The organism is Paucibacter soli (genome assembly GCF_037482845.1).
In the GTDB taxonomy this organism is placed as follows: domain Bacteria; phylum Pseudomonadota; class Gammaproteobacteria; order Burkholderiales; family Burkholderiaceae_C; genus Paucibacter_B; species Paucibacter_B soli.
Genome location: NZ_JBBHJW010000013.1, coordinates 1 through 23,670, shown reverse-complemented (window position 1 = coordinate 23,670; position 23,670 = coordinate 1). Strand labels below are relative to the sequence as shown.

Annotated in this window: 18 protein-coding genes and 1 pseudogene; 6 read left to right on the top strand and 13 right to left on the bottom strand. The window is 66.6% G+C overall.

Features of this window, described 5'->3' with window-relative positions; all coding sequences use genetic code 11:
- Nucleotides 1-119: 119 nt before the first annotated feature.
- The 7 genes from asd to WG898_RS22930 form a co-directional block, all read right to left on the bottom strand.
- On the bottom strand, nucleotides 120-1,250 hold the full coding sequence (gene asd / locus WG898_RS22960; protein WP_339605114.1) for an aspartate-semialdehyde dehydrogenase: 1,131 nt from the start codon (nucleotides 1,248-1,250) through the stop codon (nucleotides 120-122).
- A 93-nt stretch (nucleotides 1,251-1,343) separates the two neighbouring features.
- A complete protein-coding gene (gene leuB / locus WG898_RS22955) occupies nucleotides 1,344-2,450 on the bottom strand; it encodes a 3-isopropylmalate dehydrogenase (protein ID WP_339605113.1) in 1,107 nt (368 codons plus the stop codon).
- A gap of 7 nt (nucleotides 2,451-2,457) precedes the next feature.
- Nucleotides 2,458-3,108 (bottom strand): 3-isopropylmalate dehydratase small subunit, encoded by a 651-nt coding sequence (leuD, locus tag WG898_RS22950; RefSeq protein WP_339605112.1) that lies wholly within the window; start codon nucleotides 3,106-3,108, stop codon nucleotides 2,458-2,460.
- On the bottom strand, nucleotides 3,108-4,523 hold the full coding sequence (gene leuC, locus WG898_RS22945; protein WP_339605111.1) for a 3-isopropylmalate dehydratase large subunit: 1,416 nt from the start codon (nucleotides 4,521-4,523) through the stop codon (nucleotides 3,108-3,110). Before leuC ends, leuD begins: the two co-directional genes overlap by 1 nt.
- 6 nt (nucleotides 4,524-4,529) lie before the next feature.
- On the bottom strand, nucleotides 4,530-5,429 hold the full coding sequence (locus tag WG898_RS22940; RefSeq protein ID WP_339605110.1) for a LysR family transcriptional regulator: 900 nt from the start codon (nucleotides 5,427-5,429) through the stop codon (nucleotides 4,530-4,532).
- Between the two features lie 90 nt (nucleotides 5,430-5,519).
- Entirely contained in the window at nucleotides 5,520-7,175 is a 1,656-nt protein-coding gene (locus WG898_RS22935) for an NAD(P)/FAD-dependent oxidoreductase (protein WP_339605109.1), read from the bottom strand.
- Nucleotides 7,176-7,275: 100 nt separating this feature from the next.
- Nucleotides 7,276-7,443: a hypothetical protein gene (locus tag WG898_RS22930; protein ID WP_285232006.1), complete on the bottom strand. Its 168-nt coding sequence runs from the start codon at nucleotides 7,441-7,443 to the stop codon at nucleotides 7,276-7,278.
- A gap of 126 nt (nucleotides 7,444-7,569) precedes the next feature.
- Here WG898_RS22930 and WG898_RS22925 point away from each other — a divergent pair, with 126 nt between their 5' ends.
- From WG898_RS22925 to WG898_RS22910, 4 genes are read left to right on the top strand one after another with little or no spacing between them, the layout of a single operon-like run.
- The gene (locus tag WG898_RS22925) at nucleotides 7,570-8,715 is read left to right on the top strand and encodes an MlaE family ABC transporter permease (RefSeq protein ID WP_339605108.1); all 1,146 of its coding nucleotides are present in this window, start codon (nucleotides 7,570-7,572) and stop codon (nucleotides 8,713-8,715) included.
- On the top strand, nucleotides 8,715-9,473 hold the full coding sequence (locus WG898_RS22920; RefSeq protein ID WP_339605107.1) for an ABC transporter ATP-binding protein: 759 nt from the start codon (nucleotides 8,715-8,717) through the stop codon (nucleotides 9,471-9,473). The genes WG898_RS22925 and WG898_RS22920 overlap by 1 nt, the downstream gene beginning before the upstream one ends.
- Nucleotides 9,470-10,474: an MlaD family protein gene (locus WG898_RS22915; RefSeq protein ID WP_339605106.1), complete on the top strand. Its 1,005-nt coding sequence runs from the start codon at nucleotides 9,470-9,472 to the stop codon at nucleotides 10,472-10,474. The genes WG898_RS22920 and WG898_RS22915 overlap by 4 nt, the downstream gene beginning before the upstream one ends.
- Nucleotides 10,471-11,046, top strand: coding sequence for a PqiC family protein (locus tag WG898_RS22910; RefSeq protein ID WP_339605105.1), 576 nt, complete (start codon nucleotides 10,471-10,473; stop codon nucleotides 11,044-11,046). Before WG898_RS22915 ends, WG898_RS22910 begins: the two co-directional genes overlap by 4 nt.
- A gap of 1 nt (nucleotide 11,047) precedes the next feature.
- Here WG898_RS22910 and WG898_RS22905 read toward each other — a convergent pair whose 3' ends face one another.
- From WG898_RS22905 to scpA, 6 genes are all read right to left on the bottom strand, one after another.
- On the bottom strand, nucleotides 11,048-11,515 hold the full coding sequence (locus WG898_RS22905; RefSeq protein ID WP_339605104.1) for a VOC family protein: 468 nt from the start codon (nucleotides 11,513-11,515) through the stop codon (nucleotides 11,048-11,050).
- Nucleotides 11,512-12,600 carry a hypothetical protein gene (locus WG898_RS22900; RefSeq protein ID WP_339605103.1) on the bottom strand — a complete coding sequence of 363 codons (1,089 nt, stop codon included), beginning with the start codon at nucleotides 12,598-12,600 and terminating at the stop codon, nucleotides 11,512-11,514. The genes WG898_RS22905 and WG898_RS22900 overlap by 4 nt, the downstream gene beginning before the upstream one ends.
- Before the next feature lie 14 nt (nucleotides 12,601-12,614).
- Nucleotides 12,615-14,690, bottom strand: a complete 2,076-nt coding sequence (locus WG898_RS22895; protein WP_339605102.1) for an acetyl-CoA carboxylase biotin carboxylase subunit — start codon at nucleotides 14,688-14,690, stop codon at nucleotides 12,615-12,617.
- A gap of 21 nt (nucleotides 14,691-14,711) precedes the next feature.
- On the bottom strand, nucleotides 14,712-16,244 hold the full coding sequence (locus WG898_RS22890; RefSeq protein WP_339605101.1) for an acyl-CoA carboxylase subunit beta: 1,533 nt from the start codon (nucleotides 16,242-16,244) through the stop codon (nucleotides 14,712-14,714).
- Nucleotides 16,237-17,271, bottom strand: coding sequence for a methylmalonyl Co-A mutase-associated GTPase MeaB (gene meaB, locus WG898_RS22885; RefSeq protein WP_444718990.1), 1,035 nt, complete (start codon nucleotides 17,269-17,271; stop codon nucleotides 16,237-16,239). Before meaB ends, WG898_RS22890 begins: the two co-directional genes overlap by 8 nt.
- A 129-nt stretch (nucleotides 17,272-17,400) precedes the next feature.
- Entirely contained in the window at nucleotides 17,401-19,584 is a 2,184-nt protein-coding gene (gene scpA / locus WG898_RS22880) for a methylmalonyl-CoA mutase (protein ID WP_339605099.1), read from the bottom strand.
- 82 nt (nucleotides 19,585-19,666) lie between these two features.
- On the opposite strand from scpA, the gene WG898_RS22875 reads away from it, so the two are divergent.
- Together WG898_RS22875 and WG898_RS22870 are read left to right on the top strand one after the other, a co-directional pair.
- On the top strand, nucleotides 19,667-20,332 hold the full coding sequence (locus WG898_RS22875) for a GntR family transcriptional regulator (RefSeq protein ID WP_339605098.1): 666 nt from the start codon (nucleotides 19,667-19,669) through the stop codon (nucleotides 20,330-20,332).
- Between the two features lie 517 nt (nucleotides 20,333-20,849).
- Nucleotides 20,850-23,670 (top strand): annotated as a pseudogene (locus tag WG898_RS22870) (heme utilization protein); the annotation flags it as partial.

The window sequence follows — 23,670 nt, the reverse complement described above, 5'->3', positions numbered from 1 at the left end:
GCATATACGCTTGGGACCTCAGGCAAAGGCTGAATACGAGTGTTGACAACGCCCTGATTCACCTCCCGTTACCAGCATGTGGCTTGCCGGCAACGAGGGGTGGGATCAGCCTGGGGTAATCACCGAGCGAGCAGGATGCGCAGCATGCGGCGCAGCGGCTCGGCGGCGCCCCACAGCAACTGGTCGCCGATGGTGAAGGCGCCCAGGTATTCGGGGCCCATCGCAAGCTTGCGAATGCGGCCCACCGGGATGCTCATGGTGCCGGTCACTGCCACCGGGGTCAGGTCTTGCAGCGTCGCCTCGCGGGTATTGGGCACGACCTTCACCCACTCGTTGTCGGCTGCGATCATGCCCTCGATCTCGTCCAGCGGCACATCCTTCCTGAGCTTGAAGGTCAGGGCCTGGCTGTGGCAGCGCATCGCGCCCACACGCACGCAAAAACCATCCACCGGAACCGCGGCCGTGCCGAAGCCCTCTCCCATGCCGAGGATCTTGTTGGTCTCGGCCATGCCCTTCCACTCTTCCTTGGACTGGCCATTGCCCAGGTCCTTGTCGATCCAGGGAATCAGCGAGCCGCCCAGCGGCACGCCGAAGTTCGCCGTCTCGGTGGCCGAGAGCGCACGCTGCTTGGCGATCACGCGGCGGTCGATCTCGAGGATGGCGCTCTTGGGATCGTCCAGCAGCGCCTTCACCTCGGCATTGAGCGTGCCGTACTGCGTCAGCAGCTCGCGCATATGCTGGGCACCGCCGCCCGAGGCTGCCTGGTAGGTCTGGGTGCTCATCCACTCGACCAGACCGGCCTTGTAGAGCGCGCCCACGCCCATCAGCATGCAGCTGACGGTGCAGTTGCCGCCCACCCAGTTCTTGCCGCCCTTGACGAGCGCGTCCTTGATGACCGGCATATTGACCGGGTCGAGGATGATGACGGCGTCACTGGCCATGCGCAGCGTCGAGGCGGCGTCGATCCAGTGGCCGTTCCAGCCGGCGGCGCGCAGCTTGGGATAAACCTCGGTGGTGTAGTCGCCGCCCTGGGCGGTGATGATGATCTCGCAGCGCTTGAGCTGCTCGATATCGAAAGCGTTCTGCAGCTTGGTTTCGTTCTTGGCCTGGGCCGGGGCGGCGCCGCCAGCGTTCGAAGTGCTGAAGAACAGCGGCTCGATCAGGTCGAAATCACGCTCAGCGCTCATGCGGTCCATGAGCACCGAGCCCACCATGCCGCGCCAGCCTACCAGTCCTACAAGTGTCGTCATCTGCTTACCTCTATCGCCCTAGAAAAGTTGGAAGCTCTTCCTTCCCCGGCTCGCTTCGCCGGGGGTGTTGGGGCGAGACGAACCGGAGCTGAACTAGCTCTTAATGGTTTTGGTCATGGTGGCGGTGTTGCCCGTCAAGGCGGCGACGACCGCATCACCCATCTCGCGCGTGCCCACCTTCTGGGTGCCCTCGCTCCAGATGTCCGCGGTACGCAGACCCTGGGACAACACAGCGCCAACAGCCGCCTCGATACGGGCGGCGGCTTCGGGCTGGTTGAGGGAGAACTTGAGCATCATGGCAGCTGACAGTATTGTAGCCAGCGGGTTTGCAACACCCTTACCGGCGATGTCAGGCGCGCTTCCATGGCTGGGCTCGTACAAGCCCTTGTTGTTCTTGTCCAGCGAGGCCGAGGGCAGCATGCCGATCGAGCCGGTGAGCATGGCGGCCTCGTCCGAGAGGATGTCGCCGAACATATTGCCGGTCACCACCACGTCGAAGCGCTTGGGTGCCTTCACCAGCTGCATCGCGGCGTTGTCCACATACATATGGTCCAGCTCCACATCCGGATACTGGGCATGCACCTCGGTGACCACGTCCTTCCAGAACTGGAAGGTCTCCAGCACATTGGCCTTGTCCACCGAGGTCACGCGCTTGTTGCGCTTGCGTGCCGCCTGGAAGGCCACATGGGCGATGCGCTCGATCTCCGGGCGCGAGTAGCGCATGGTGTCGAAGGCCTCCTCGCTGCCCGGGAAATGCCCGTCCACCGCGGTGCGGCGGCCGCGCGGCTGGCCAAAATAGATGTCGCCGGTGAGCTCGCGGATGATGAGGATGTCAAGACCTGACACCAGCTCGGGCTTGAGGCTGGAGGCATGGGTGAGCTGCTCGTAGCAGATCGCCGGCCGGAAATTGGCAAACAGGCCCAGCTGCTTGCGCAGCCCGAGGATGGCCTGCTCGGGGCGCAGCGCGCGTTCCAGCTTGTCGTACTTCCAGTCGCCTACGGCGCCGAACAGCACCGCGTCGGCGGCCTGGGCCAGCTTGAGCGTGGCCTCCGGCAGCGGATGACCGCTGGCCTCATAGGCCGCACCGCCGACCGGCGCGGTTTCCAGTTCGAACTTGAGGTCGAGTACGTTCAGGACCTTGACGGCCTCCGCGACGATTTCGGTGCCGATGCCATCACCGGGCAGGACTGCGATTTTCATAGTGGAATCATCCGATCAAACGGTTGTTCAGCCAGGGCTTGGTGGCCAGGCGCTCGGCCTCAAAGGCCTTGATCTTGTCGGCATGGCGCAGGGTCAGGCCGATGTCGTCGAAGCCATTGAGCAGGCAGAACTTGCGGAAGGCCTGCACTTCAAACGGCAGCTCGCTGCCATCGGGCTTGACGACCACCTGACGCGCCAGGTCCACGCTCAGCTGGTAGCCCGGGAAGGCCGCCACCTCGTCAAAGAGGCGCGCCACCTGCGCCTCGGGCAGGACGATGGGCAGTACGCCGTTCTTGAAGCAGTTGTTGAAGAAGATGTCGGCAAAGCTGGGCGCGATCAGCGCGCGGAAGCCGTATTGCTCCAGCGCCCAGGGCGCATGCTCGCGGCTGGAGCCGCAGCCGAAGTTGCTGCGCGCGATCAGGATCGAGGCGCCCGCATAGCGCGGCTGGTTCAGCACGAAGTCCGGGTTGGGCCGGCGCGTGGCCGGATCCTGGCCGGGCTCGCCCGCGTCCAGATAGCGCCATTCGTCGAACAGATTGGGGCCGAAGCCGCTGCGCTTGATCGACTTGAGGAACTGCTTGGGGATGATGGCGTCGGTGTCGACATTGTCGCGATCCATCGGGGCCACCAGGCCCTTGTGCACGGTGAACTTTTCCATCACGAAATCCTGCGAACGTCAACGAAATGGCCCTGCATGGCCGCGGCCGCGGCCATCGCCGGGCTGACCAGATGGGTGCGCCCACCGGCGCCCTGGCGGCCTTCGAAATTGCGGTTGCTGGTGGAGGCGCAGCGCTCGCCGGGCTCCAGCCGGTCGGCATTCATGGCCAGGCACATCGAGCAACCGGGCTCACGCCACTCGAAGCCGGCAGCCTTGAAGACCTGGTCCAGGCCTTCGGCCTCGGCCTGCGCCTTGACCAGGCCCGAGCCCGGCACCACCAGCGCCAGCTTCACATTGCTGGCGATCCGCCCACCCAGGCGCCGCACCACCGCGGCGGCCTCGCGCATGTCCTCGATGCGGCTGTTGGTGCAGGAGCCGATGAAGACCTTGTCGATGCGAATGTCGCTGATGGCCTTGTTGGGCTCCAGGGCCATGTACTGCAGCGCGCGCTCGATGGCGCCGCGCTTGACGGCGTCCTTTTCCTTGTCGGGGTCGGGCACGCGGTCCTCGATGGACAGCACCATCTCGGGCGAGGTGCCCCAGCTGACCTGCGGGCGGATCTGCGCCGCGTCCAGCTCCACCACGGCGTCGAAATGCGCGCCGGCGTCCGAGTGCAGGGTGCGCCAGTAGGCCACCGCCTGCTCCCACTCCACACCTTTGGGGCTGAAGGGCCGGCCCTGGCAGTAGGCGATGGTGGTCGCGTCCACCGCGATCAGGCCGGCGCGCGCGCCCGCCTCGATCGCCATATTGCAGACCGTCATGCGGCCTTCCATGCTCAGCGCACGAATGGCCGAGCCGGCGAATTCGATCGTGTAGCCGGTGCCGCCCGCCGTGCCTATCTTGCCGATGATGGCCAGCACGATGTCCTTGGCGCCCACGCCAGGCATGACCTGACCCTCCACGCGTATCAGCATATTCCTGGCCTTCTTGGCCAAGAGCGTCTGCGTGGCCAGCACATGCTCGACCTCGGAGGTGCCGATGCCATGCGCCAGCGCGCCAAAGGCGCCATGGGTGGAGGTGTGGCTGTCGCCGCACACCACCGTCATGCCGGGCAAGGTGGCACCCTGCTCGGGGCCGATCACATGCACGATGCCCTGGCGACGGTCGTTCATCTTGAACTGGGTCAGGCCATGGCGGTCGCAGTTCCGGTCCAGGGTGTCGACCTGCAGCCTGGAGATCGGGTCGGCAATGCCCTGGCTGCGGTCGGTGGTGGGCACGTTGTGGTCGCTTACCGCCAGATTGGCGGAGAGCCGCCAGACCTTGCGGCCCGCCAGGTCCAGGCCTTCGAAGGCCTGCGGGCTGGTGACCTCGTGCACCAGATGGCGGTCGATATAGAGCACGGCCGTGCCGTCGTCCTCGGTGTGCACCACATGCTCATCCCAGAGCTTGTCGTAAAGCGTTCTTGCCGTCGTCATGCTTGTTCATCCCTTGTCGGATTGGGGTGGACACAGGCTGTCCACAAAGCGCTGCACCACCATGGGCAGGCGCTCCTGGCGCGCCACCGCCAGCACATAGTCGCGCTGCGCCCAGTCTTCCTCCAGGCGCAGGGTTTTCAAATCGAATACGCGGGCAAAGCGTTCGGCCGGCCCGCCGGGCAGCACCGCCACGCCCAGGCCCGCCTCCACCAGCTGCGCGATCGCATCGAAGCCGCGCACCTGCAGGCGTGCCTTCAGGGTGCGGCCACGCGCCAGCGCCTGTTCGCGCATCAGGTCCTGCGCGGCGGCGCCGGCATGCAGGCCGATCAGGTCGTAGTCCAGCAGGTCGTCGAAGCTGACCGCGCTGCGCTTGGCCAGCGCATGGCCCTTGGGCACCAGCACCGCCAGGCGGCCCTGGCGGTAGGTCCAGGTCTGCAGGCGGTTGTCCAGCAGCGGCGCGGTGAACACGCCCACATCGGCGCGCCCCTCGGCCACCGCGGCCTGCACCTCGGCGCTGGTGAGGTCTTCCAGGCTGATGCGGATCTGCGGGTGTGCTTGCGAGAAGGCCACCAGGTCGGGCGGCAGGCATTCGGCGATCGAGCCGGCGTTGGCGGCAATGCGCAGATGCCCCTTGATGCCACGCGCAAACTCCACCACCTCGCTCTCCAGCGCATGCAGCGAGGCGTGCAACGAGCGGATATGGCGCACCAGGGCGCGGCAGGCCTCGGTGGGCTCGACGCCCCGGGCGCGGCGCTCAAACAGCTGCACCCCCAGGCGCGACTCCAGGTCCGAGAGCCGCTTGCTCGCGGCGGCCAGCGCCAGATGCTCGCGCTCGGCACCGCGCGTGATCGAGCGCGTCTGCTCGATCGCGAGCACGAGGTTGAGGGTGGTGAGGTCGAGTCGCATGGTGTGGCTGTGGCGAGGCCAGTCTAGCCTTCGCGCAACATGCAAGTCTACCTAGCAACAAAAACCATGCTTCGCATTCCGCGAAGCAATTCAGACGGACAGCCCCAGCATCTGCCGCGCCACCGCCTCGGCCACCTCGATGCCATCCACGCCCGCGGACATGATGCCGCCCGCATAGCCGGCGCCCTCGCCCGCCGGGAACAGGCCGGCCACATTCAGGCTCTGGTAGTCGCGGCCGCGCGTGATGCGCAGGGGCGAGGAGGTGCGGGTCTCGACCCCGGTGAGCACCGCATCGGCCATGGCAAAACCGCGGATCTGGCGCTCGAAGGCCGGCAAGGCCTCGCGTATCGCCTCCAGCGCATAGTCGGGCAGGCTGCCACGGCCTTTTTGCTGCAGATCGGTGAGCGTGACGCCCGGCTTGTAGCTGGGCATGACCTTGCCAAGCGCGCTGCTGCGCTGGCGCTTGATGAAGTCGCCCACCAGTGCGCCCGGGGCCTTGTAGCCGCCCTCGCCCAGCTCATAGGCGCGCGACTCCCAGATGCGCTGGAAGGCCATGCCGTCGAGCGGGCTCACCGGCCCCTCGGTCCTGCCATCCTGCCGGTAGTCCTGCGGCGAGATGCCCACCACGATGCCGGCGTTGGCATTGCGCTCGTTGCGCGAATACTGGCTCATGCCATTGGTGACCACGCGCTCGGGCTCCGAGGTGGCCGCCACCACCGTCCCGCCTGGGCACATGCAGAAGCTGTAGACCGAGCGGCCATTGCTGGCATGATGGACCAGCTTGTAATCGGCCGCGCCCAGGATGGGGTTGCCGGCATTCGGGCCGAAGCGCGCCGCGTCGATGACGCTTTGCGGATGTTCGATGCGGTAGCCGATCGAGAAGGGCTTGGCCTCCATATGGACGCCGCGCGCATGCAGCATCTGGAAGGTGTCGCGCGCGCTATGGCCCAGGGCCAGCACCACCTGGTCGGTGGCGATCTGCTCGCCGGAAGCGAGCGTGACGCCACGCACATGGCCCTTCTCGATCAACAGGTCGGTGACCTTCTGCTCGAAGCGGATCTCGCCGCCCAGGGCCTCGATCTCGGCACGCATCTTGATCACCATGCTGACCAGGCGGAAGGTGCCGATGTGCGGCTTGCTGACGAACAGGATCTCCTCGGGCGCACCCGCCTTGACGAACTCGTTCAGCACCTTGCGCGTGAGGTGGCGCGGGTCGGAAATCTGGCTCCAGAGCTTGCCGTCCGAGAAGGTGCCGGCACCGCCCTCGCCGAACTGCACATTCGATTCGGGGTTCAGCTCGCCCTGGCGCCACAGGCCCCAGGTGTCCTTGGTGCGCTCGCGCACCTGGCGGCCACGCTCCAGCACGATGGGGCGCAGGCCCATCTGGGCCAGGATCAGGGCCGCAAAAATGCCGCAGGGGCCGAAGCCGATCACCACCGGGCGCGGGCGCGCGCCGGCGTAGAAGTCCGCCGGCACTTGGCCGACGAATTTGTAGTCCATGTCCGGCGTGGGCTTCACATGCGCGTCGCCGGCAAAGCGGGCCAGCACGGCGGCCTCGTCGTCGAGCTCGCAGTCCACGGTGTAGATCAGCACCATGGCGCTCTTCTTGCGCGCGTCGTAGCTGCGCTTGAAGACGGTGTAGCTCTTCAGCTGCCCATCCTTGAGCCCCAGGCGCGCCAGCACGGCGGGGCGCAGCGCGTCCTCGGCATGGTTGAGCGGCAGGCGGAGTTCGGTGAGTCGCAGCATGACGGAAGGGTACGGTAAAAAGACACAGGCCCCGCGCAAGGCTGGGGCCTGTTGATCAAATCTGCAGCGCCTGCGGCGGGCCGCCGCGGCGCGCTTGGCTTCAGCCGCCCTTGTGCGGACGCTTGCCGGGGTTCTTCTTGCTGCGGGTGTGCGAGCCGCGCTCGAGGCTGATCTTCTGGCCGCGGCCGGTGGTCAGGGTCACGCCAGCGGTCGCAGCGGGACGGGGGGAAGCACGGCGCATGGCCTCGGTGACGATCTTGTTGCCCATTGATGGCTCCGGTACGAGAAATGAATGCGGGATTTTAGTGCATGAACCAAGCGAATCTTCAGAGGGGCGCGCCGCGGCCCTGTTAACCTGCGGCCAGCGAACCTGGCGGGCTGCATCGGAGAGGCCTTGAACGAGTTGTCCGAATTGCCGTTGACTACAGCATTGGAGACGGGCCCGGCGCCCGCGCAGGCCCATTGGGACGCCGATGCCCAGGGTCAGATCTTGCGCCTGGCGGGCGATTGGCGCGGCCAGTCCGCCCTGCCCGCCCCGCCGGCATCCAGCGGCACGAGCTGGCGCATCGACGGCAGCGCCATCAGCCATTTCGACAGCCAGCTGGCCGCCGCGCTCTGGGCCCTGGGCAAGCGCAGCGGCATGGCGCTGGACACCAGCCAGCTGCCGGCCGGCCTGCGGGGCATCCTGGCGCTGGCCACCAGCAGCCGTGCAGGCGGCACCGCAAGCCCGCCGCGCAGCCGGCGCTCGCGCTGGCTGACCCAGGTGGGTATGGACTGGCTGGCGCGCCTGACCCGCACCAGCACCACGCTGGGCTTTGTGGGCGAAACACTGGCTTCGCTCTACAAGGCCATGCGCGGCAGCACCGCGATGCGTGGCGAGGATCTTGCGCGCCAGCTCCATGCCTGCGGCCCCGCCAGCCTGCCCATCGTCTCGCTGGTGAGCTTTCTGGTCGGCCTCATCATTGCCTATATGGGCGCGGCCCAGCTGCAGCGCCTGGGCGCCCAGTCCTTCATGGCCGATCTGGTGACGATAGGCGTGGTGCGCGAGATCGCCGCGCTGATGACCGGCATCATTCTCTCGGGCCGCGTGGGCGCGGCCTTCGCCGCCCAGCTGGGCAGCATGCAGGCCAACGAAGAGGTGGATGCGCTGCGCGCCATGGGGCTGAACCCGGTCGAGCATCTGGTGCTGCCGCGCGTGCTGGCGATGGCCCTGATGGCGCCGCTGCTGACCACCTATGCGGCCGTGGTCGGCATGGGCGCCGGCCTGCTGGTGGCCGTGGGCATCTACCAGGTCGAGATGCTGGACTACCTCTATCGCAGCTCGCAGGCCCTGACCCTGGCGCACGCCGGCATCGGCCTGCTCAAGGGCACGGTGTACGCCATCCTGGTGGCGCTGGCGGGCTGCCGCCAGGGCCTCAACGCCGGCCGCAGCGCCCAGGCGGTGGGCGATGCCACCACCGCGGCGGTGGTGCAGGCCATCATCTGGATCGTGGTGGCGGCCTCGGCGCTGACCATCATGTTCCAGCGCCTGGGGTGGTGATGGCAGAGCCCGCCAAGCCCCTGCTGCGCGCCGAAGGCCTGAGCCTGGCCGTGGCCGGCCGGGTGATTCAAAAAGACCTCAGCTTTGAGCTGCGGCGCGGCGAGATCCTGGTGTTGATGGGCGGCAGCGGCTGCGGCAAGAGCACCCTGATGCGCCATCTGATCGGTCTGCAGACGCCTGCCGCGGGCCGCGTGCTCCATGGCGATGTGGACCTGGCCGAGGCCGACGATGCGCAGCTCGCCGAGCTGCGCCGCCGCTTCGGCGTGATGTTCCAGGCCGGCGCGCTGTGGAGTTCGATGACGGTGGGCGAGAACGTCATGCTGCCGCTGCGCGAGTTCACCGAGCTGGACGACGATGCCGCCGAGCAGCTGGCGCGCTTCAAGCTGGCCCTGGTGGGGCTGGACGGCGCCTTCGACGAGTCGCCCGCGGCGCTCAGCGGCGGCATGAAGAAGCGCGCGGCGATTGCGCGCGCGATGGCGCTGGATCCGCCGCTGCTGTTCCTGGACGAGCCCTCGGCCGGCCTGGACCCCCTCACCTCGGCACGGCTGGACGAGCTGATCCTGAACTTGCGCGATCATCTGGGCACCAGCATCGTGCTGGTCACGCATGAGCTGGACAGCATCTTCGCGGTGGCCGACCGCGCCCTGTTTCTCGACGCCAAGGAAAAGACCATGATCGCGCTGGACGCGCCGCGCCAATTGCTGGAAACCGGACCCGACACGGTGCGCGCCTTCCTGCGCCGGAAAGAGCGGCCATGAGAAAACGCCACGGCCACCCGGCCCTCCTGGGCTTGTTTGTCGTCACGGCGCTGATCGTGCTGTTCGTCGCCGTGTTCGTGATTGCCGGCGGCAAGCTGCTGGGCGGCAAGCAGAAGGTGGTGATGTATTTCAATGGCTCGATCTACGGCCTGCAGGTGGGCGCGCCGGTGGTGTTCCGCGGTGTGCGGCTGGGCAGCGTCAGCTCCATAGGCGTGGCCTACGACCGCGCCCACAACGAGGTGTCGATTCCCGTGGTGGCCGAGCTCGAGCGCGACATGCTGGGCAACCTCACCGGCGAGCACCAGCCCGGCACCGTGGTGGCCTCGATGAACGCCCTGGTCGGGCGCGGTCTACGCGCGCAGCTGGCGATGCAGAGCCTGCTCACCGGCCAGCTCTATATCGACCTGGACTTTCGCCCCGGCAAGGCGCTTGGCGCACCCGCAGAAGCGCGCGCCGAGATCGAGATTCCCACCGTCACCACGCCGCTGCAGGACCTAAAGAACCAGGTCGACGGCCTCGACATCAAGCGTCTGGTGGGTGACCTCTCGGCCATTGCCAGCTCGGGCAGGCGCCTGCTGGAGGGCCCCGAGCTGAGCCATGCGGTGAAGGACATCGAGGCCGTCGCCACCAACCTGCGCCGCCTCACCGAGCAAATCGACCGTCGCTTCGGCCCGCTGGCCGACGCCAGCTTGAGCACCCTGGACGCCACCAAGCTGGCGATGGAGCGCATGAACAAGGCCGCGGTCTCGGTGGACGATACCGCGCAGCGCGTGGGCAAGACCTTCAACCCCGAGGGCGCGATGGTCAAGGATCTGCAGCGCGCGGCCCAGGAGTTGACCCGCGCCGCCGCCGCGCTGGCCGATGCGGCGCAGGACGATGCGCCGCTGAACCAGAACCTGCAGCGTGCACTCAAGGATGTTTCGGGGGCTGCGCGTGCCTTGCGCGAGCTGGCCGACACCTTGGACCAACAGCCGGAATCCGTCTTGAAGGGGCGCCGATGAACAAACGACTGATCTGCTTGGGCGGGATGCTCTTGCTACTGCTGGGCGCCTGCAGCAGTTCGCCGCCGATTCAGCTCTACCAGCTGCGCGCCGAGCCCCCCTCGGAAGCGCCGGCGGCCACGACACAGGCAGTATGGGCCTTGGGTCCGGTGCTGCTGCCCGAGTACCTCGACCGCGACGCCATCGTGCGCCCCACGGGCCAGGCCAGCCTGCAGCACAGCCCCAACCAGCGCTGGGCCGAGCCGCTGCGCGACGCGGTGCCACGCCTCTTGGCGCAAGACCTGGCAAGTCTGCGCGGCAGCGCGCAGGTCTGGCGCATGCCGCTGCCGCCGGGCGTGCAGGTGGAACGTCAGCTGCGCGTCGAGGTGCAGCGCCTGGACGCCAGCACCGATGGCCGCAGCGTGGTGCTGCAGGCACGCTGGACCCTGGTGGACCCGAGCGGCAAGAGCCGCCCGCAGGTGAGCGAGCGCCGCATCGAGGTAGACGCCGGCGACGGCAGCATGGATGCGCTGGTGAGCGCGCACCGCAGCGCGCTGTGGCAGCTGGCGCTGGCGATTGCCGCCGCGCCCTGAGTTATGCCAGCGCCGCCACCACCTCGGGCGGCGCCTGCACCAGCTCGATCAGCACGCCCTCGCCGGCGATCGGAAACTCCTCGTTGCTCTTGGGGTGGATGAAGCAGATGTCGTAGCCGGCCGCGCCCTTGCGGATGCCGCCGGGCGCGAAGCGCACGCCCTTGGCGGCCATCCATTGCACGGCCTTGGGCAGGTCGTCCACCCACAGGCCCACATGGTTGAGCGGCGTGGCGTGCACCGCCGGCTTCTTCTCTGGGTCCAGGGGCTGCATCAGGTCCACCTCGATCTTGTGCGGGCCGCTGCCGATGGCGCAGATGTCCTCGTCGACGTTCTCGCGCTCGGAGACGAAGTTGCCGGTGACGGTGAGGCCCAGCACATCCACCCACAGCCTGCGCAAGGCCTGCTTGTCGGGTCCGCCGATGGCGATCTGCTGGATGCCGAGGATGCGATAGGGTTTGGTTTGACTCATGGTCTAGCACCTTGATGATCTGATGATGATGATGGGAATGCGGCCGCCAGGCGCAGCATCAGCGCGTCCAGCACCGGCAGCGCGGCCCAGGCCGGATCGGCGGGCAGCGGCCTTGCCAGCAGCTCGGCAGCGCTGCGCAAGGGATGCACCATGAAGCGGTAGCGCGCCCAGATCTCGGCATCGTCCACCAGTTCCAGAAAACGCAAGTGCACATAGAGCGCGAACAGGCTCTTCGTATGGTGGCTGCCGATGCTGGTGCCGCCGATATGAAACACCGGCAGCGCTTCGTCCTGCGGCAGGGTTCTTACCTTCCAGCCTTGCGCCAAGGCCACCGCCAGCAGCACATGCAAGGTATCGTGGAAACGCTGATAGTCCTTGAAGAATTGCTGCTCACCCAGACCGATGCGCTGCAGGGCGGCGATGGCCGTGCGCGGCGCCTTACGGTACTGGCGGGCATCGACGCGATGCGCGTGCATCAGGGTCCGCAAGGCCTCGGCGCGCAGGCTCAGCACATGGGTCAGCGGCACATCGAAACCGCAGCGTTGCCCCGTTAATGCAAACGAAGCAACCACGCACTCGCCCGGCCCCGGCTGCAGTTTTTGGAGCAGTGCCGGATCGAAGACATAGGCATCGTGGTCCACCACGGCGAAATCGCCGCGCTGATGCTCGATCAGCAGGCTCAACACATCACCATGGGGCTGGCTCGACCAGGGCAGGCAGCGCAGCCTGAACAACGGCAGCTCGGGGAAGCGCTTTTGCAGCAGGCGCAGCTCCCAGGGCCTGGCGCCATTGGCCAGCAGCACGATGGGCGCCTGGCCGCGCAACAGCGCCACACAGGGCAGCAGGAAATGCAGGGTGTCGGGCATCACGATCAGGTACAGCCGCAAGCCCGGCGTTGCCGGCAGACCGTCCTGGAAGCGTGCGAAGCGCCTGGCGTTCAGCCAGGGCCCCAAGACCCTGGCGTTGAGCGGCCCCGCCAGCGCGCGCCAGGCGCGCAGCAGCGCGGCCGAAGGCAGGTACCAGAGCAAGGCCTGGTAGCCGGCCAGGCCGCGCTCGCGCATGGGCCGCCAAGCCTGGCGCAGCATGCGCCGGGCGCCTATCACTCGAAGCGCAGGATGGGTTGATCCACCGACAGGCTTTCGCCCGTCTTGGCCAGCACCTCGGCCACCTTCACGTCCTGCGTGGCCAGGAGAATGTTCTCCATCTTCATGGCCTCGATCACCGCCAGGCGTTCGCCGGCCTGCACGGTCTGGCCGGGCTGAGCGGCAATATGAACCAGCAGGCCCGGCATGGGCGAGAGCAGGAACTTGCTGGTATCGGGCGGCGCCTTGTAGGGCATCAGCTCGTACAGGGCCGCGGCGCGCGGCGTCAGCACCATCACCTCGATGGCCGTGCCATTGTGGGTGAGCTTGTAGGCCAGCGGGTTCTTGGCCGCGCCGCGCTCGGCCTGGGCCACAAAGGGCTGGCCGTTCACCGTGCCCGTCAGGCGGATGTCGTTCAGGCGCGAGCGGCATTCGATGCGGTAGGCATGGCTGCCGATCTGCACCGTGGCACGTCCCGCCTGGCCGGCGAATTCGGACACATGCACCTGGTGCCACTGGTACTCGCCCGCACCCTCGTTGACGACGGCCACATAGTCGCTCTCGACCTGCAACTCATGGCCGAGCATCTGGCCGCTGATGCCGGCGGCGCGCTCGCGCGTCTTGCGGCGCACGAAGGCTGCCAGCGCCACCAGGAACAAGGGGTCGTCATGCGGCACGTCCTCGGCGCGGAAACCGCTGGCGTAATGCTGGGCGATGAAGCCGGTGTTGAAGTTGCCGCTGACGAAATCCGGATGCGCCAGCAGCGCGGCCTGGAAGGGAATGTTGCTGGAGATGCCGCGGATGACGAAACCGTTGAGCGCCTCGCGCATCTTGGCAATCGCATCCTGGCGATCGCGGCCATGCACGATCAGCTTGGCAATCATCGAGTCGTAGAACATGGGGATCTCGCCGCCCTCGTAGACGCCGGTATCCACGCGCACGCCACCGAACTCGCCGTTCTCGTAGGCGGGGCCCTGCAGGGTCTCGCGGCCCTGCTGCAGCGGGCCTTCGGGCGGCTGGTATTTCACCAGCCGGCCGGTCGAGGGCAGAAAGTTGCGGAAGGGGTCTTCCGCATTGATGCGGCACTCGATGGCCCAGCCCTCGCGGCGGATGTCCTGCTGCTTGAAACCCAGCGGCTGGCCGGCGGCCACGCGGATCATCTGCTCCACCAGGTCCACGCCGGTGATGCATTCGGTGACCGGATGCTCGACCTGCAGGCGGGTGTTCATCTCCAGGAAGTAGAAGCTCTGATCCTTGCCGACCACGAACTCCACCGTGCCGGCGCTCTGGTACTTCACCGCCTTGGCCAGGGCCACGGCCTGCTCGCCCATGGCGCGGCGCGTGGCCTCGCTGATGAAGGGCGACGGCGCCTCCTCGATGACCTTCTGGTGGCGGCGCTGGATCGAGCATTCGCGCTCATGCAGATAGACCACATTGCCCTGGCTGTCGCCCAGCACCTGGATCTCGATATGGCGCGGCTCCTCGACGAACTTCTCCATGAAGACACGGTCGTCGCCAAAGCTGTTGCGCGCCTCGTTGCGGCAGGACGTGAAGCCTTCGAAACAATCACGATCGTTGAAGGCCACGCGCAGGCCCTTGCCACCGCCGCCGGCGCTGGCCTTGATCATCACCGGGTAGCCGATGCCTTTGGCGATCTGCACCGCCTCCTCGGCCGAGAGGATGGGCTCGTTGTGGCCGGGGATGGTGTTGACCTTGGCTTCGCCCGCGAGCTTCTTGGAGGCGATCTTGTCGCCCATCGCCGCGATCGAATAATGCTTGGGGCCGATGAAGACGAGGCCCTCTTCCTCAACGCGGCGCGCGAAGGCCTCGTTCTCGCTCAGGAAGCCATAGCCGGGGTGGATGGCCTGCGCGCCGGTGGCCTTGGCCGCGGCGATGATCTTGTCGGCCACCAGATAGGACTCGCGCGAGGGCGCCGGACCCAAGAGCACGGCCTCGTCGGCCAGCTCCACATGGCGGGCGTCCTTGTCGGCCTCCGAATAGACCGCCACCGTCTTGATGCCCAGCTTCTGGGCCGTCTTGATGACGCGGCAGGCGATCTCCCCGCGATTCGCAATCAGGATCTTGGTAAACATTGTTTTTCTCCGGCCGGCCAATTAAAGAGGAATGTTCCCGTGCTTGCGCCACGGGTTTTCCAGCTTCTTGTCTTTCAGCATCGCCAGGCTGCGGCTGATGCGCTTCCTGGTCTCGTGCGGCTGGATCACGTCGTCGATGAAGCCGCGCGCGCCCGCCACGAAGGGGTTGGCAAAGCGGGCCTTGTACTCGGCTTCCTTGGCCGCCAGCTTCTCGGGGTCGCCCTTGTCCTCGCGGAAGATGATCTCCACCGCGCCCTTGGCGCCCATCACCGCAATTTCGGCGTTAGGCCATGCGAAGTTGACGTCGCCGCGCAGGTGCTTGGAGGCCATCACGTCGTAGGCACCGCCATAGGCCTTGCGGGTGATCACGGTCACCTTGGGAACGGTGCACTCGGCATAGGCGTAGAGCAGCTTGGCGCCATGCTTGATGATGCCGCCGTACTCCTGCGAGGTGCCGGGCATGAAGCCGGGCACGTCGACGAAGGTGATCACCGGGATGTTGAAGGCATCGCAGAAGCGCACGAAGCGCGCCGCCTTGATGGAGCTTTTGATGTCCAGGCAGCCGGCCAGCACCAGCGGCTGATTCGCCACGATGCCCACCGTCTGGCCCTCCATGCGCGCCACGCCGATGATGATGTTCTTGGCGTAGTCGGGCTGCAGCTCGAAGAAGTCGCCATCGTCGACCGTCTTCAGGATCAGCTCCTTCATGTCGTAGGGCTTGTTGGGGTTGTCGGGCACCAGGGTGTCCAGCGACATGTCAACGCGGTTGCCCGGATCGCCGCTGGGGCGCGTGGGCGCCTTCTCGCGGTTGTTGAGCGGCAGGTAGTTGAAGAAGCGCCGCAACATCAGGATGGCTTCAACGTCGTTGTCGAAGGACAGGTCGGCCACACCACTCTTGCTGGTATGGGTGCCGGCGCCGCCCAGTTCCTCGGCCGTGACTTCCTCATGCGTGACCGTCTTCACCACCTCGGGGCCGGTGACGAACATATAGGAGGAATCCTTCACCATGAAGATGAAGTCGGTCATGGCCGGCGAATACACCGCGCCGCCGGCGCAGGGGCCCATGATCATGCTGATCTGCGGGATCACGCCCGAGGCCATCACATTGCGCTGGAACACGTCGGCATAGCCGCCGAGGGATGCCACGCCCTCCTGGATGCGCGCGCCACCCGAGTCGTTCAGGCCGATCACCGGTGCGCCCACCTTCATGGCCTGGTCCATCACCTTGCAGATCTTCTCGGCATGGGCCTCGCTGAGCGCGCCGCCGAACACTGTGAAGTCCTGGCTGAAGGCAAAGGCCAGGCGGCCGTTGATGAGGCCGTAGCCGGTCACCACGCCGTCGCCGGGGATCTTGTTGTCGGCCATGCCGAAGTCCACGCAGCGGTGCTCGACGAACATGTCCCATTCCTCGAAGCTGCCCTCGTCGAACAGCAGTTCGAGGCGCTCGCGTGCGGTCAGCTTGCCCTTGGCATGCTGGGCGGCGATGCGTTTCTCGCCGCCGCCCAGGCGCGCCTTGGCGCGCTTTTCTTCGAGCATCTGTTGGATGTCATGCATGGTGTTGGTCTCCAAAGAATTTGTTCAGCAGCGCTCGGGCTGCGGTCGACGGCGCGAGTTGCCCCTGAAGCACGCGTTCGGTGGTGTCAGCCAGCGCCGCCCGCACGGCCGGCGCCTCGGAAAATTCATGCCTCAGGCCGGCCTGGATGCGCTCCCACATCCAGGCCAGGGCCTGCTGCTGGCGCTTGGCGGCAAAGCGGCCACCCGCCTGCTGCAGGGCCTTGAACTGCATCACCAGGTCCCAGAAGCGGTCCAGCCCCGCGGCCTTGAGGGCGCTGAGCTGCATCACCTGGGCGTGCCACTGTTGCGCGTCATGCGCCACATGGTCGGGCCGGTGGTGCAGGCCCAAGAGGCGCAGCGAGGAGGCGATCTGGGCTTGGGCGCGCGTGGCGGCGGCGGCGTCGATGTCGGCCTTGTTGATCACCACCAGGTCGGCCAGCTCCATCACGCCCTTCTTGATGGCCTGCAGGTCGTCGCCGGCGTTGGGCAGCTGCAGCAGCACATACATGTCCGTCATGCCGGCCACCGCGGTCTCGCTCTGGCCCACGCCCACGGTCTCGACGATGACGATGTCGTAGCCCGCCGCTTCACAGACCAGCATGGCCTCGCGCGTCTTCTCGGCCACGCCGCCCAGGGTGCCGCTGCTGGGGCTGGGGCGGATATAGGCGCGTTCGTCCATGGAGAGATGCTCCATGCGGGTTTTGTCGCCCAGGATGGAGCCGCCCGAGACACTGCTGGAGGGGTCCACCGCCAGCACCGCCACGCGGTGGCCGCGCGCGATCAGCATCAGGCCCAGGGCCTCGATGAAGGTGCTCTTGCCGACCCCCGGCACGCCCGAGATGCCCAGGCGCAGCGACTTGCCGCTGTGCGGCAGCAACTCGGTCAGCAGGGCATCGGCCTGAGCACGGTGGTCGGCGCGGGTCGATTCCAGCAGGGTGATGGTCTTGGCGATGGCCCGGCGTTGCAGCGGGCCAGGACCACCTAGAACGCGTTCAGCCAAAGACGGCACTGGGCGCGTCACATCCATGGTCGCCCCAGGAACGCTCGTTGCATTGACGCCGCAGATCGAGCGGCGTCCCAGGATCCGGCTTTGCCGGGCCTAGGGACGCGGCGCCCCCTCGAGGGGGCCGGCGCAGCCGGTAGGGGGTGGGCCATATCAGGCGACCGCCTGCCGGATCTGCTCCAGCACATCCTTGGCGCTGGCCGGAATCGGCGTGCCAGGCCCATAGATGCCTTTCACACCGGCCTCGTACAGTTGTTCATAGTCCTGCGCCGGAATCACCCCACCCACGAACACGATGATGTCGTCGGCACCCTGCCGCTGAAGCTCGGCAATGATGGCCGGCACCAGGGTCTTGTGGCCGGCGGCGAGCGTGGAAACGCCCACCGCATGCACATCGTTTTCGATCGCCTGGCGGGCGCATTCCTCGGGGGTCTGGAACAAGGGGCCCATGTCCACATCAAAGCCCAGGTCGGCATAGGCGGTGGCCACCACCTTGGCGCCGCGGTCATGGCCGTCCTGGCCGAGCTTGGCGATCATCACGCGCGGGCGGCGGCCTTGTGCCTCGGCGAACGCCTTGATCTCGTCCTGCAGCTTGGCCCAGCCCTCGGCCGAGTCATAGGCCGCCGCGTAGACGCCGGTGACCTTTTGTGTGTCGGCGCGGTGGCGGCCGTAGACGGCTTCCAGCGCGTCGGACACCTCGCCGACCGTGGCGCGCAGGCGCATGGCCTGGATGCTGAGGTCCAGCAGATTGCCCTGCCCCGTCGTGGCGGCCTCGGTCAGCGCGGCCAGCGCGGCCTGCACCGCCGCGCCATCGCGCTTGGCCTTGATCGCATTGAGACGCGCAATCTGACCGTCACGCACCTTCACATTGTCCACATCCAGGATCTCGATCGCATCCTGCTTTGAAAGCTTGTACTTGTTGACGCCCACGATCACGTCCTTGCCCGAGTCGATGCGCGCCTGCTTCTCGGCCGCGCTGGCCTCGATCTTGAGCTTGGCCCAGCCGCTGTCCACAGCCTTGGTCATGCCACCCATGGCCTCGACCTCCTCGATGATGGCCCAGGCCTTGTCGGCCATGTCCTGCGTCAGGCTCTCCATCATGTAGCTGCCGGCCCAGGGGTCGATCACATTGGTGATGTGGGTCTCTTCCTGGATGATGAGCTGGGTGTTGCGGGCGATGCGGGCGCTGAACTCGGTGGGTAATGCAATCGCCTCGTCCAGCGAGTTGGTGTGCAGCGATTGCGTGCCGCCGAACACCGCGGCCATCGCCTCGATGGTGGTGCGCACCACATTGTTGTAGGGGTCCTGCTCGGTCAGGCTCCAGCCCGAGGTCTGGCTGTGGGTGCGCAGCATCAGGCTCTTGGGCTTCTTGGCATTGAAGCCCTTCATGATGCGGCACCAGAGCAGACGCGCGGCGCGCATCTTGGCGATCTCCAGATAGAAGTTCATGCCCACGGCCCAGAAGAAGGACAGGCGGCCGGCGAAGTCGTCCACATCCATGCCCTTGGCAATCGCCGTCTTCACATATTCCTTGCCGTCGGCCAGCGTGAAGGCCAGCTCCAGCGCCTGGTTGGCGCCGGCTTCCTGCATGTGGTAGCCGCTGATGCTGATCGAGTTGAACTTCGGCATCTTGGCTGCCGTGTACTCGATGATGTCGCCGATGATCTTCATCGACGGCTCGGGCGGGTAGATATAGGTATTGCGGACCATGAACTCCTTGAGGATGTCGTTCTGGATGGTGCCGCTCAACTGCTCCTGCGAGACGCCCTGCTCCTCGGCCGCCACCACATAGCCGGCCAGCACCGGCAGCACCGCGCCGTTCATGGTCATCGAGACCGAGACCTTGTCGAGCGGGATGCCGTCGAACAGGATCTTCATGTCCTCCACCGAATCGATCGCCACGCCGGCCTTGCCGACGTCGCCGGTCACACGCGGATGGTCACTGTCGTAGCCGCGGTGGGTGGCCAGGTCAAAGGCCACCGACACGCCCTGCCCGCCGGCGGCCAGCGCCTTTCTATAAAAGGCATTGCTCTCCTCGGCGGTGGAAAAACCGGCGTACTGGCGGATCGTCCAGGGGCGCACCGCATACATGGTGGCCTGCGGGCCGCGCACAAAGGGCTCGAAGCCGGGCAAGGTGTCGGCATGCGGCAGGTTTGCCGTATCGGCCGCGGTATAGAGCGGCTTAACAGTCAGGCCCTCGGGCGTGTGCCAGTTCAGGGCCGCCACATCGCCGCCCGGGGCCGACTTGGCGGCCGCCTTGTGCCATTGCTCCAGACTGGCTGGCGCGAACTCGGCGGACGCGTTGGCGGACGGGGACTTGCTTGCTTCAGACATCATGTTCGACTCCTGCGGACCCGGCATCATACCGCTCCGTTATTCATAATTATGAATGCAAAATTTGACTACACTCTGACGTGTCATGCCCGCCAACTCCACCAACAAGCCTTCCGCCAGCCTGGCACCCCGCGCGCTCTATCAAGAGGTGGCGGAGCGTCTGCGCCAGCAGATCTATGGCCGTGAACTGGAACCCGGCGCCTGGATCGACGAGCTCAAGCTCTGCAAGGAGATGGGCATCAGCCGCACGCCCATGCGCGAGGCGCTCAAGGTGCTGGCGGTGGAAGGCCTGGTCACGATGAAGGTGCGCCGCGGGGCCTATGTCACCGAACTCTCGGACCGCGACGTCCGCGAAGCCTACCAACTGCTGGCCCTGCTGGAAAGCGATGCCGCCGGCGAGGTGGCGCGCAAGGCCAACGCCAGCCAACTGGCCGAGCTGCAGCGGCTGCATGAGCAGTTGGAGGCCGGCCTCGGCGAGCGCGACCAGTTCTTTGCCGCCAACGAGGAATTCCATCGCAAGCTGCTGGAGATCGACGACAACCGCCTGCGCCAGCAGTTGGTTAGCGATCTGCGCCGCATCATCAAGCTGAATCGGCATCACTCGCTGTTCAAGGCCGGGAGGCTCTTGGACTCGCTGCAGGAGCATCGCGAGCTGATGGCGGCCCTCGCCGCGCGCTCGCCCGCCAGGGCCGCCGAGCTGATGCGGCTGCACTTCCAGAACGGTCTGGACGCCGCCCAGATACCGGCCTGAGCGCTCGCCAGCGCGCGGCGGAACTTGAGGGTCCAGGACGCCGAGTTCGGCCGCGGGGCGTGAAATCTGCACGGTTTTTTCGCCCAGCGGCGCAATTAGTGCGCTGAAACAAGGCCTTATGACGGCTTCCCTGCCCGGCTCCGGGCCCTAGCATCACTGCACCCAAACCTTTAATCAGGCTAAGTCCGGCAGTCCGTGTGCCCAAACCTCTGCAAGCGGGGCCGGCACGGGAGTGAAACCTAAAGTAAATCCGCAGGGGCCCGAAAACCGAGTGAAGCGCCTGGAGCTATGTCAGGCGTCCGAACAGGTATTTTTTTGCCCCGGCACCGCAAGACTGCCCCGACCTTTGTGAGTTCCATGGTGTTCAGTTCTGTCACTACAGCAAACCAGGCCCAGGCCAGCAGCCAGGCCCCATGGCTTGTTTTGCCCATGCGCATGACACCAGCGCGACGAATCCGACAGCCCGCGGCCCTGGTGGCCGAGCTGAACACCGACACAACCTCCAGGTGAGACCATCATGAGCACGTTTATCAATCTTCTGTCCACCAAGCAGATCGCGGAACTCACCACGGCGGCCATTCGGGACCTCACCACGGAAGACTGGGCTGCCTTCCGGACCGACCAGATCGTCGCGCTCACCACCGCGCAGGCGGCGGCCATCTCCACCCTGGGCATCTCGGTGCTCAACAGCACGCAGCTGAAAGCCTTCGAGACCGCCGATTTCGCGGCGCTCAGTTCGAGCAGCTTCCGCACCCTTTCCTCCGTCCAGATCGGCGCGCTCAACTCGAACCAGGTCGGTGCGCTGACCACCGCCCAGGTCGTCAACCTGACCTCGGACCAGTTGCCCGGCCTGAACACCGCCGACATCGTCGCGCTCGCGTCCAACCAGATCGGCGTACTGACCTCGGCACAGATCGCCCTGTTCTCCACCGCCCAGATCGCGGCCATCGAGACCGCCGACCTCAAGGGTCTGAGCACCGCGGCGCTGCGCAACCTTGGCAGCGACCAGCTCGATGCGCTCACCAACGGCCAGCTGCAGGCGCTGAGCTCGGCGCAGGTCGCCGCACTCACCACCGCCCAGGTGCAAGGTCTGAACACCGGTGACCTGAACGCCTTCACCAGCGACCAGTTCGCCAAGTTCACCTCGGCCCAGGTCGCCGCGATGACAAGCGACCAGATCGCCCACCTCACCACCGAGGATCTGAACGCCTTGGGTACGGCTCAGTTCGCGGCCTTGAACTCCAACCAAGTGGCGGCACTGACCTCGGTCCAGCTGCCCAAGCTGGAATCCGCGGACCTGCGTGCCATCACTACCGCCGCCTTCAAGGGCCTGAGCTCCGACCAGATATCCGACCTGACGAGCGAGCAGATCGGCTCGCTCACCACCGGCCAGATCAATGCGCTGAGCACCGATCAGTTGCCAGGCCTGTCCTCGGCTGACATCGTGGCGCTGAGCTCGGCCCAGGTGGCCTCGCTGACCGCTGCGCAAATCGTCAATCTCTCGACCGCGCATATCGCCGCCATCGAGACCAGCGACCTCAAGGCCCTCACCACCGCGGCACTGCGCGCGCTTGCCAGCGACCAGCTCGATGCGCTCACCAACGGCCAGTTGCAGGCCCTGACCTCGGGCCAGGTGGCCGCGCTCACCACGGCACAGGTGCAAGGCCTGAACACCGGGGACCTGAACGCCTTCACCAGCGACCAGTTCGCCAAGTTCACTTCGGCCCAGGTCGCCGCGATGACGAGCGACCAGATTGCCCACCTGACGACCGAAGACCTCAACGCGCTGGGCACCGCCCAGTTCGCCGCACTGAACTCCGACCAGGTGGCGGCACTGACCTCGGTGCAACTGCCCAAGCTGGAATCGGCCGACCTGCGCGCCATCAGCACGGCCGCCTTCAAGGCACTCAGCTCCGACCAGATTGCCGACCTCACGAGCGACCAGATCGGCTCGCTCACCACCGCTCAGATCAGCGTCTTGACTAGCGACCAGATGCCTGGCCTGGCCACGGCCGACATCGTGGCGCTCAGCTCCGCCCAGGTGGCGGCACTCAGCGCGGCCCAGGTCGTGAGCCTGTCCACCGCCCATATTGCTGCCATCGAGACCGCCGACCTGAAGTCGCTGTCGACCTCGGCGCTGCGCGCCCTGAGCAGCGACCAACTCGACGCGCTCAGCAACGGCCAGCTGCAGGCCCTGACCTCGGGCCAGGTGGCCGCGCTCACCACCGCCCAGGTGCAAGGCCTGAACACCGGTGACCTGAACGCCTTCACCAGCGACCAGTTCGCCAAGTTCACCTCGGCCCAGGTCGCCGCGATGACGAGCGACCAGATCGCCCATCTGACCACCGAAGACCTCAACGCCCTGGGCACCGCCCAGTTCGCCGCGCTGAACTCCGACCAGGTGGCGGCGCTGACCTCGGTGCAGCTGCCCAAGCTGGAATCGGCCGACCTGCGCGCCATCAGCACGGCCGCCTTCAAGGCGCTGAGCTCCGACCAGATCGGCAAGCTCACCAGCGACCAGATCGGCCAACTGACCTCGGGCCAGATCAACGCGCTGACGACCGACCAGCTGCCGGGCCTCAGCACGGCCGACGTGGTGGCCCTGAGCTCGGCCCAGGTGGCCTCGCTGACGGCCGCCCAGATCGTCAACTTCTCGACCGCCCAGATCGCCGCGATCGAGACCGCCGATCTGAAGTCGCTTGGCACTGCGGCGCTGCGCGCCCTCACCAGCGACCAGCTCGATGCGCTCACCAATGGCCAGTTGCAGGCGCTGACGTCGGCCCAGGTGGCCGCCTTGACCACCGAGCAGGTGCGCGGCCTCAACACCGGCGACCTGAACGCGCTGGTCTCGGATCAATTCGCCAAGTTCACCACCGCCCAGGTGGCGGCGATGAGCAGCGACCAGATCGCCCACCTCACGACCGAAGACCTCAACGCCCTGGGCACCGCCCAGTTCGCTGCACTGAACTCCGACCAGGTGGCGGCACTGACCTCGGTGCAATTGCCCAAGCTGGAGTCGGCCGACCTGCGCGCCATCGGCACGGCGGCCTTCAAGGCGCTCAGCTCCGACCAGATTGCCGACCTCACCAGCGACCAGATCGGCTCGCTCACCACGGGCCAGATCAGCGCACTCACCAGCGACCAGATGCCCGGCCTGGCCACGGCCGACATCGTGGCGCTCAGCTCGGCCCAGGTGGCGGCACTCAGCGCGGCCCAGGTCGTGAGCCTGTCCACTGCCCATATTGCTGCCATCGAAACCGCTGACATCAAGTCGCTCAGCACCTCGGCCCTGCGCGCGCTCGCCAGCGACCAGCTCGATGCGCTCACCAACGGCCAGT

Bases quoted from the DNA above. Each gene is read 5' to 3' on its own strand.
- asd (WP_339605114.1), bottom strand. From the start codon at position 1,250: ATGACGACACTTGTAGGACTGGTAGGCTGGCGCGGCATGGTGGGCTCG.
- leuB (WP_339605113.1), bottom strand. From the start codon at position 2,450: ATGAAAATCGCAGTCCTGCCCGGTGATGGCATCGGCACCGAAATCGTC.
- leuD (WP_339605112.1), bottom strand. From the start codon at position 3,108: ATGGAAAAGTTCACCGTGCACAAGGGCCTGGTGGCCCCGATGGATCGC.
- leuC (WP_339605111.1), bottom strand. From the start codon at position 4,523: ATGACGACGGCAAGAACGCTTTACGACAAGCTCTGGGATGAGCATGTG.
- WG898_RS22940 (WP_339605110.1), bottom strand. From the start codon at position 5,429: ATGCGACTCGACCTCACCACCCTCAACCTCGTGCTCGCGATCGAGCAG.
- WG898_RS22935 (WP_339605109.1), bottom strand. From the start codon at position 7,175: ATGCTGCGACTCACCGAACTCCGCCTGCCGCTCAACCATGCCGAGGAC.
- WG898_RS22930 (WP_285232006.1), bottom strand. From the start codon at position 7,443: ATGGGCAACAAGATCGTCACCGAGGCCATGCGCCGTGCTTCCCCCCGT.
- WG898_RS22920 (WP_339605107.1), top strand. From the start codon at position 8,715: ATGGCAGAGCCCGCCAAGCCCCTGCTGCGCGCCGAAGGCCTGAGCCTG.
- WG898_RS22915 (WP_339605106.1), top strand. From the start codon at position 9,470: ATGAGAAAACGCCACGGCCACCCGGCCCTCCTGGGCTTGTTTGTCGTC.
- WG898_RS22910 (WP_339605105.1), top strand. From the start codon at position 10,471: ATGAACAAACGACTGATCTGCTTGGGCGGGATGCTCTTGCTACTGCTG.
- WG898_RS22905 (WP_339605104.1), bottom strand. From the start codon at position 11,515: ATGAGTCAAACCAAACCCTATCGCATCCTCGGCATCCAGCAGATCGCC.
- WG898_RS22900 (WP_339605103.1), bottom strand. From the start codon at position 12,600: ATGCTGCGCCAGGCTTGGCGGCCCATGCGCGAGCGCGGCCTGGCCGGC.
- WG898_RS22895 (WP_339605102.1), bottom strand. From the start codon at position 14,690: ATGTTTACCAAGATCCTGATTGCGAATCGCGGGGAGATCGCCTGCCGC.
- WG898_RS22890 (WP_339605101.1), bottom strand. From the start codon at position 16,244: ATGCATGACATCCAACAGATGCTCGAAGAAAAGCGCGCCAAGGCGCGC.
- meaB (WP_444718990.1), bottom strand. From the start codon at position 17,271: ATGGATGTGACGCGCCCAGTGCCGTCTTTGGCTGAACGCGTTCTAGGT.
- scpA (WP_339605099.1), bottom strand. From the start codon at position 19,584: ATGATGTCTGAAGCAAGCAAGTCCCCGTCCGCCAACGCGTCCGCCGAG.
- WG898_RS22875 (WP_339605098.1), top strand. From the start codon at position 19,667: ATGCCCGCCAACTCCACCAACAAGCCTTCCGCCAGCCTGGCACCCCGC.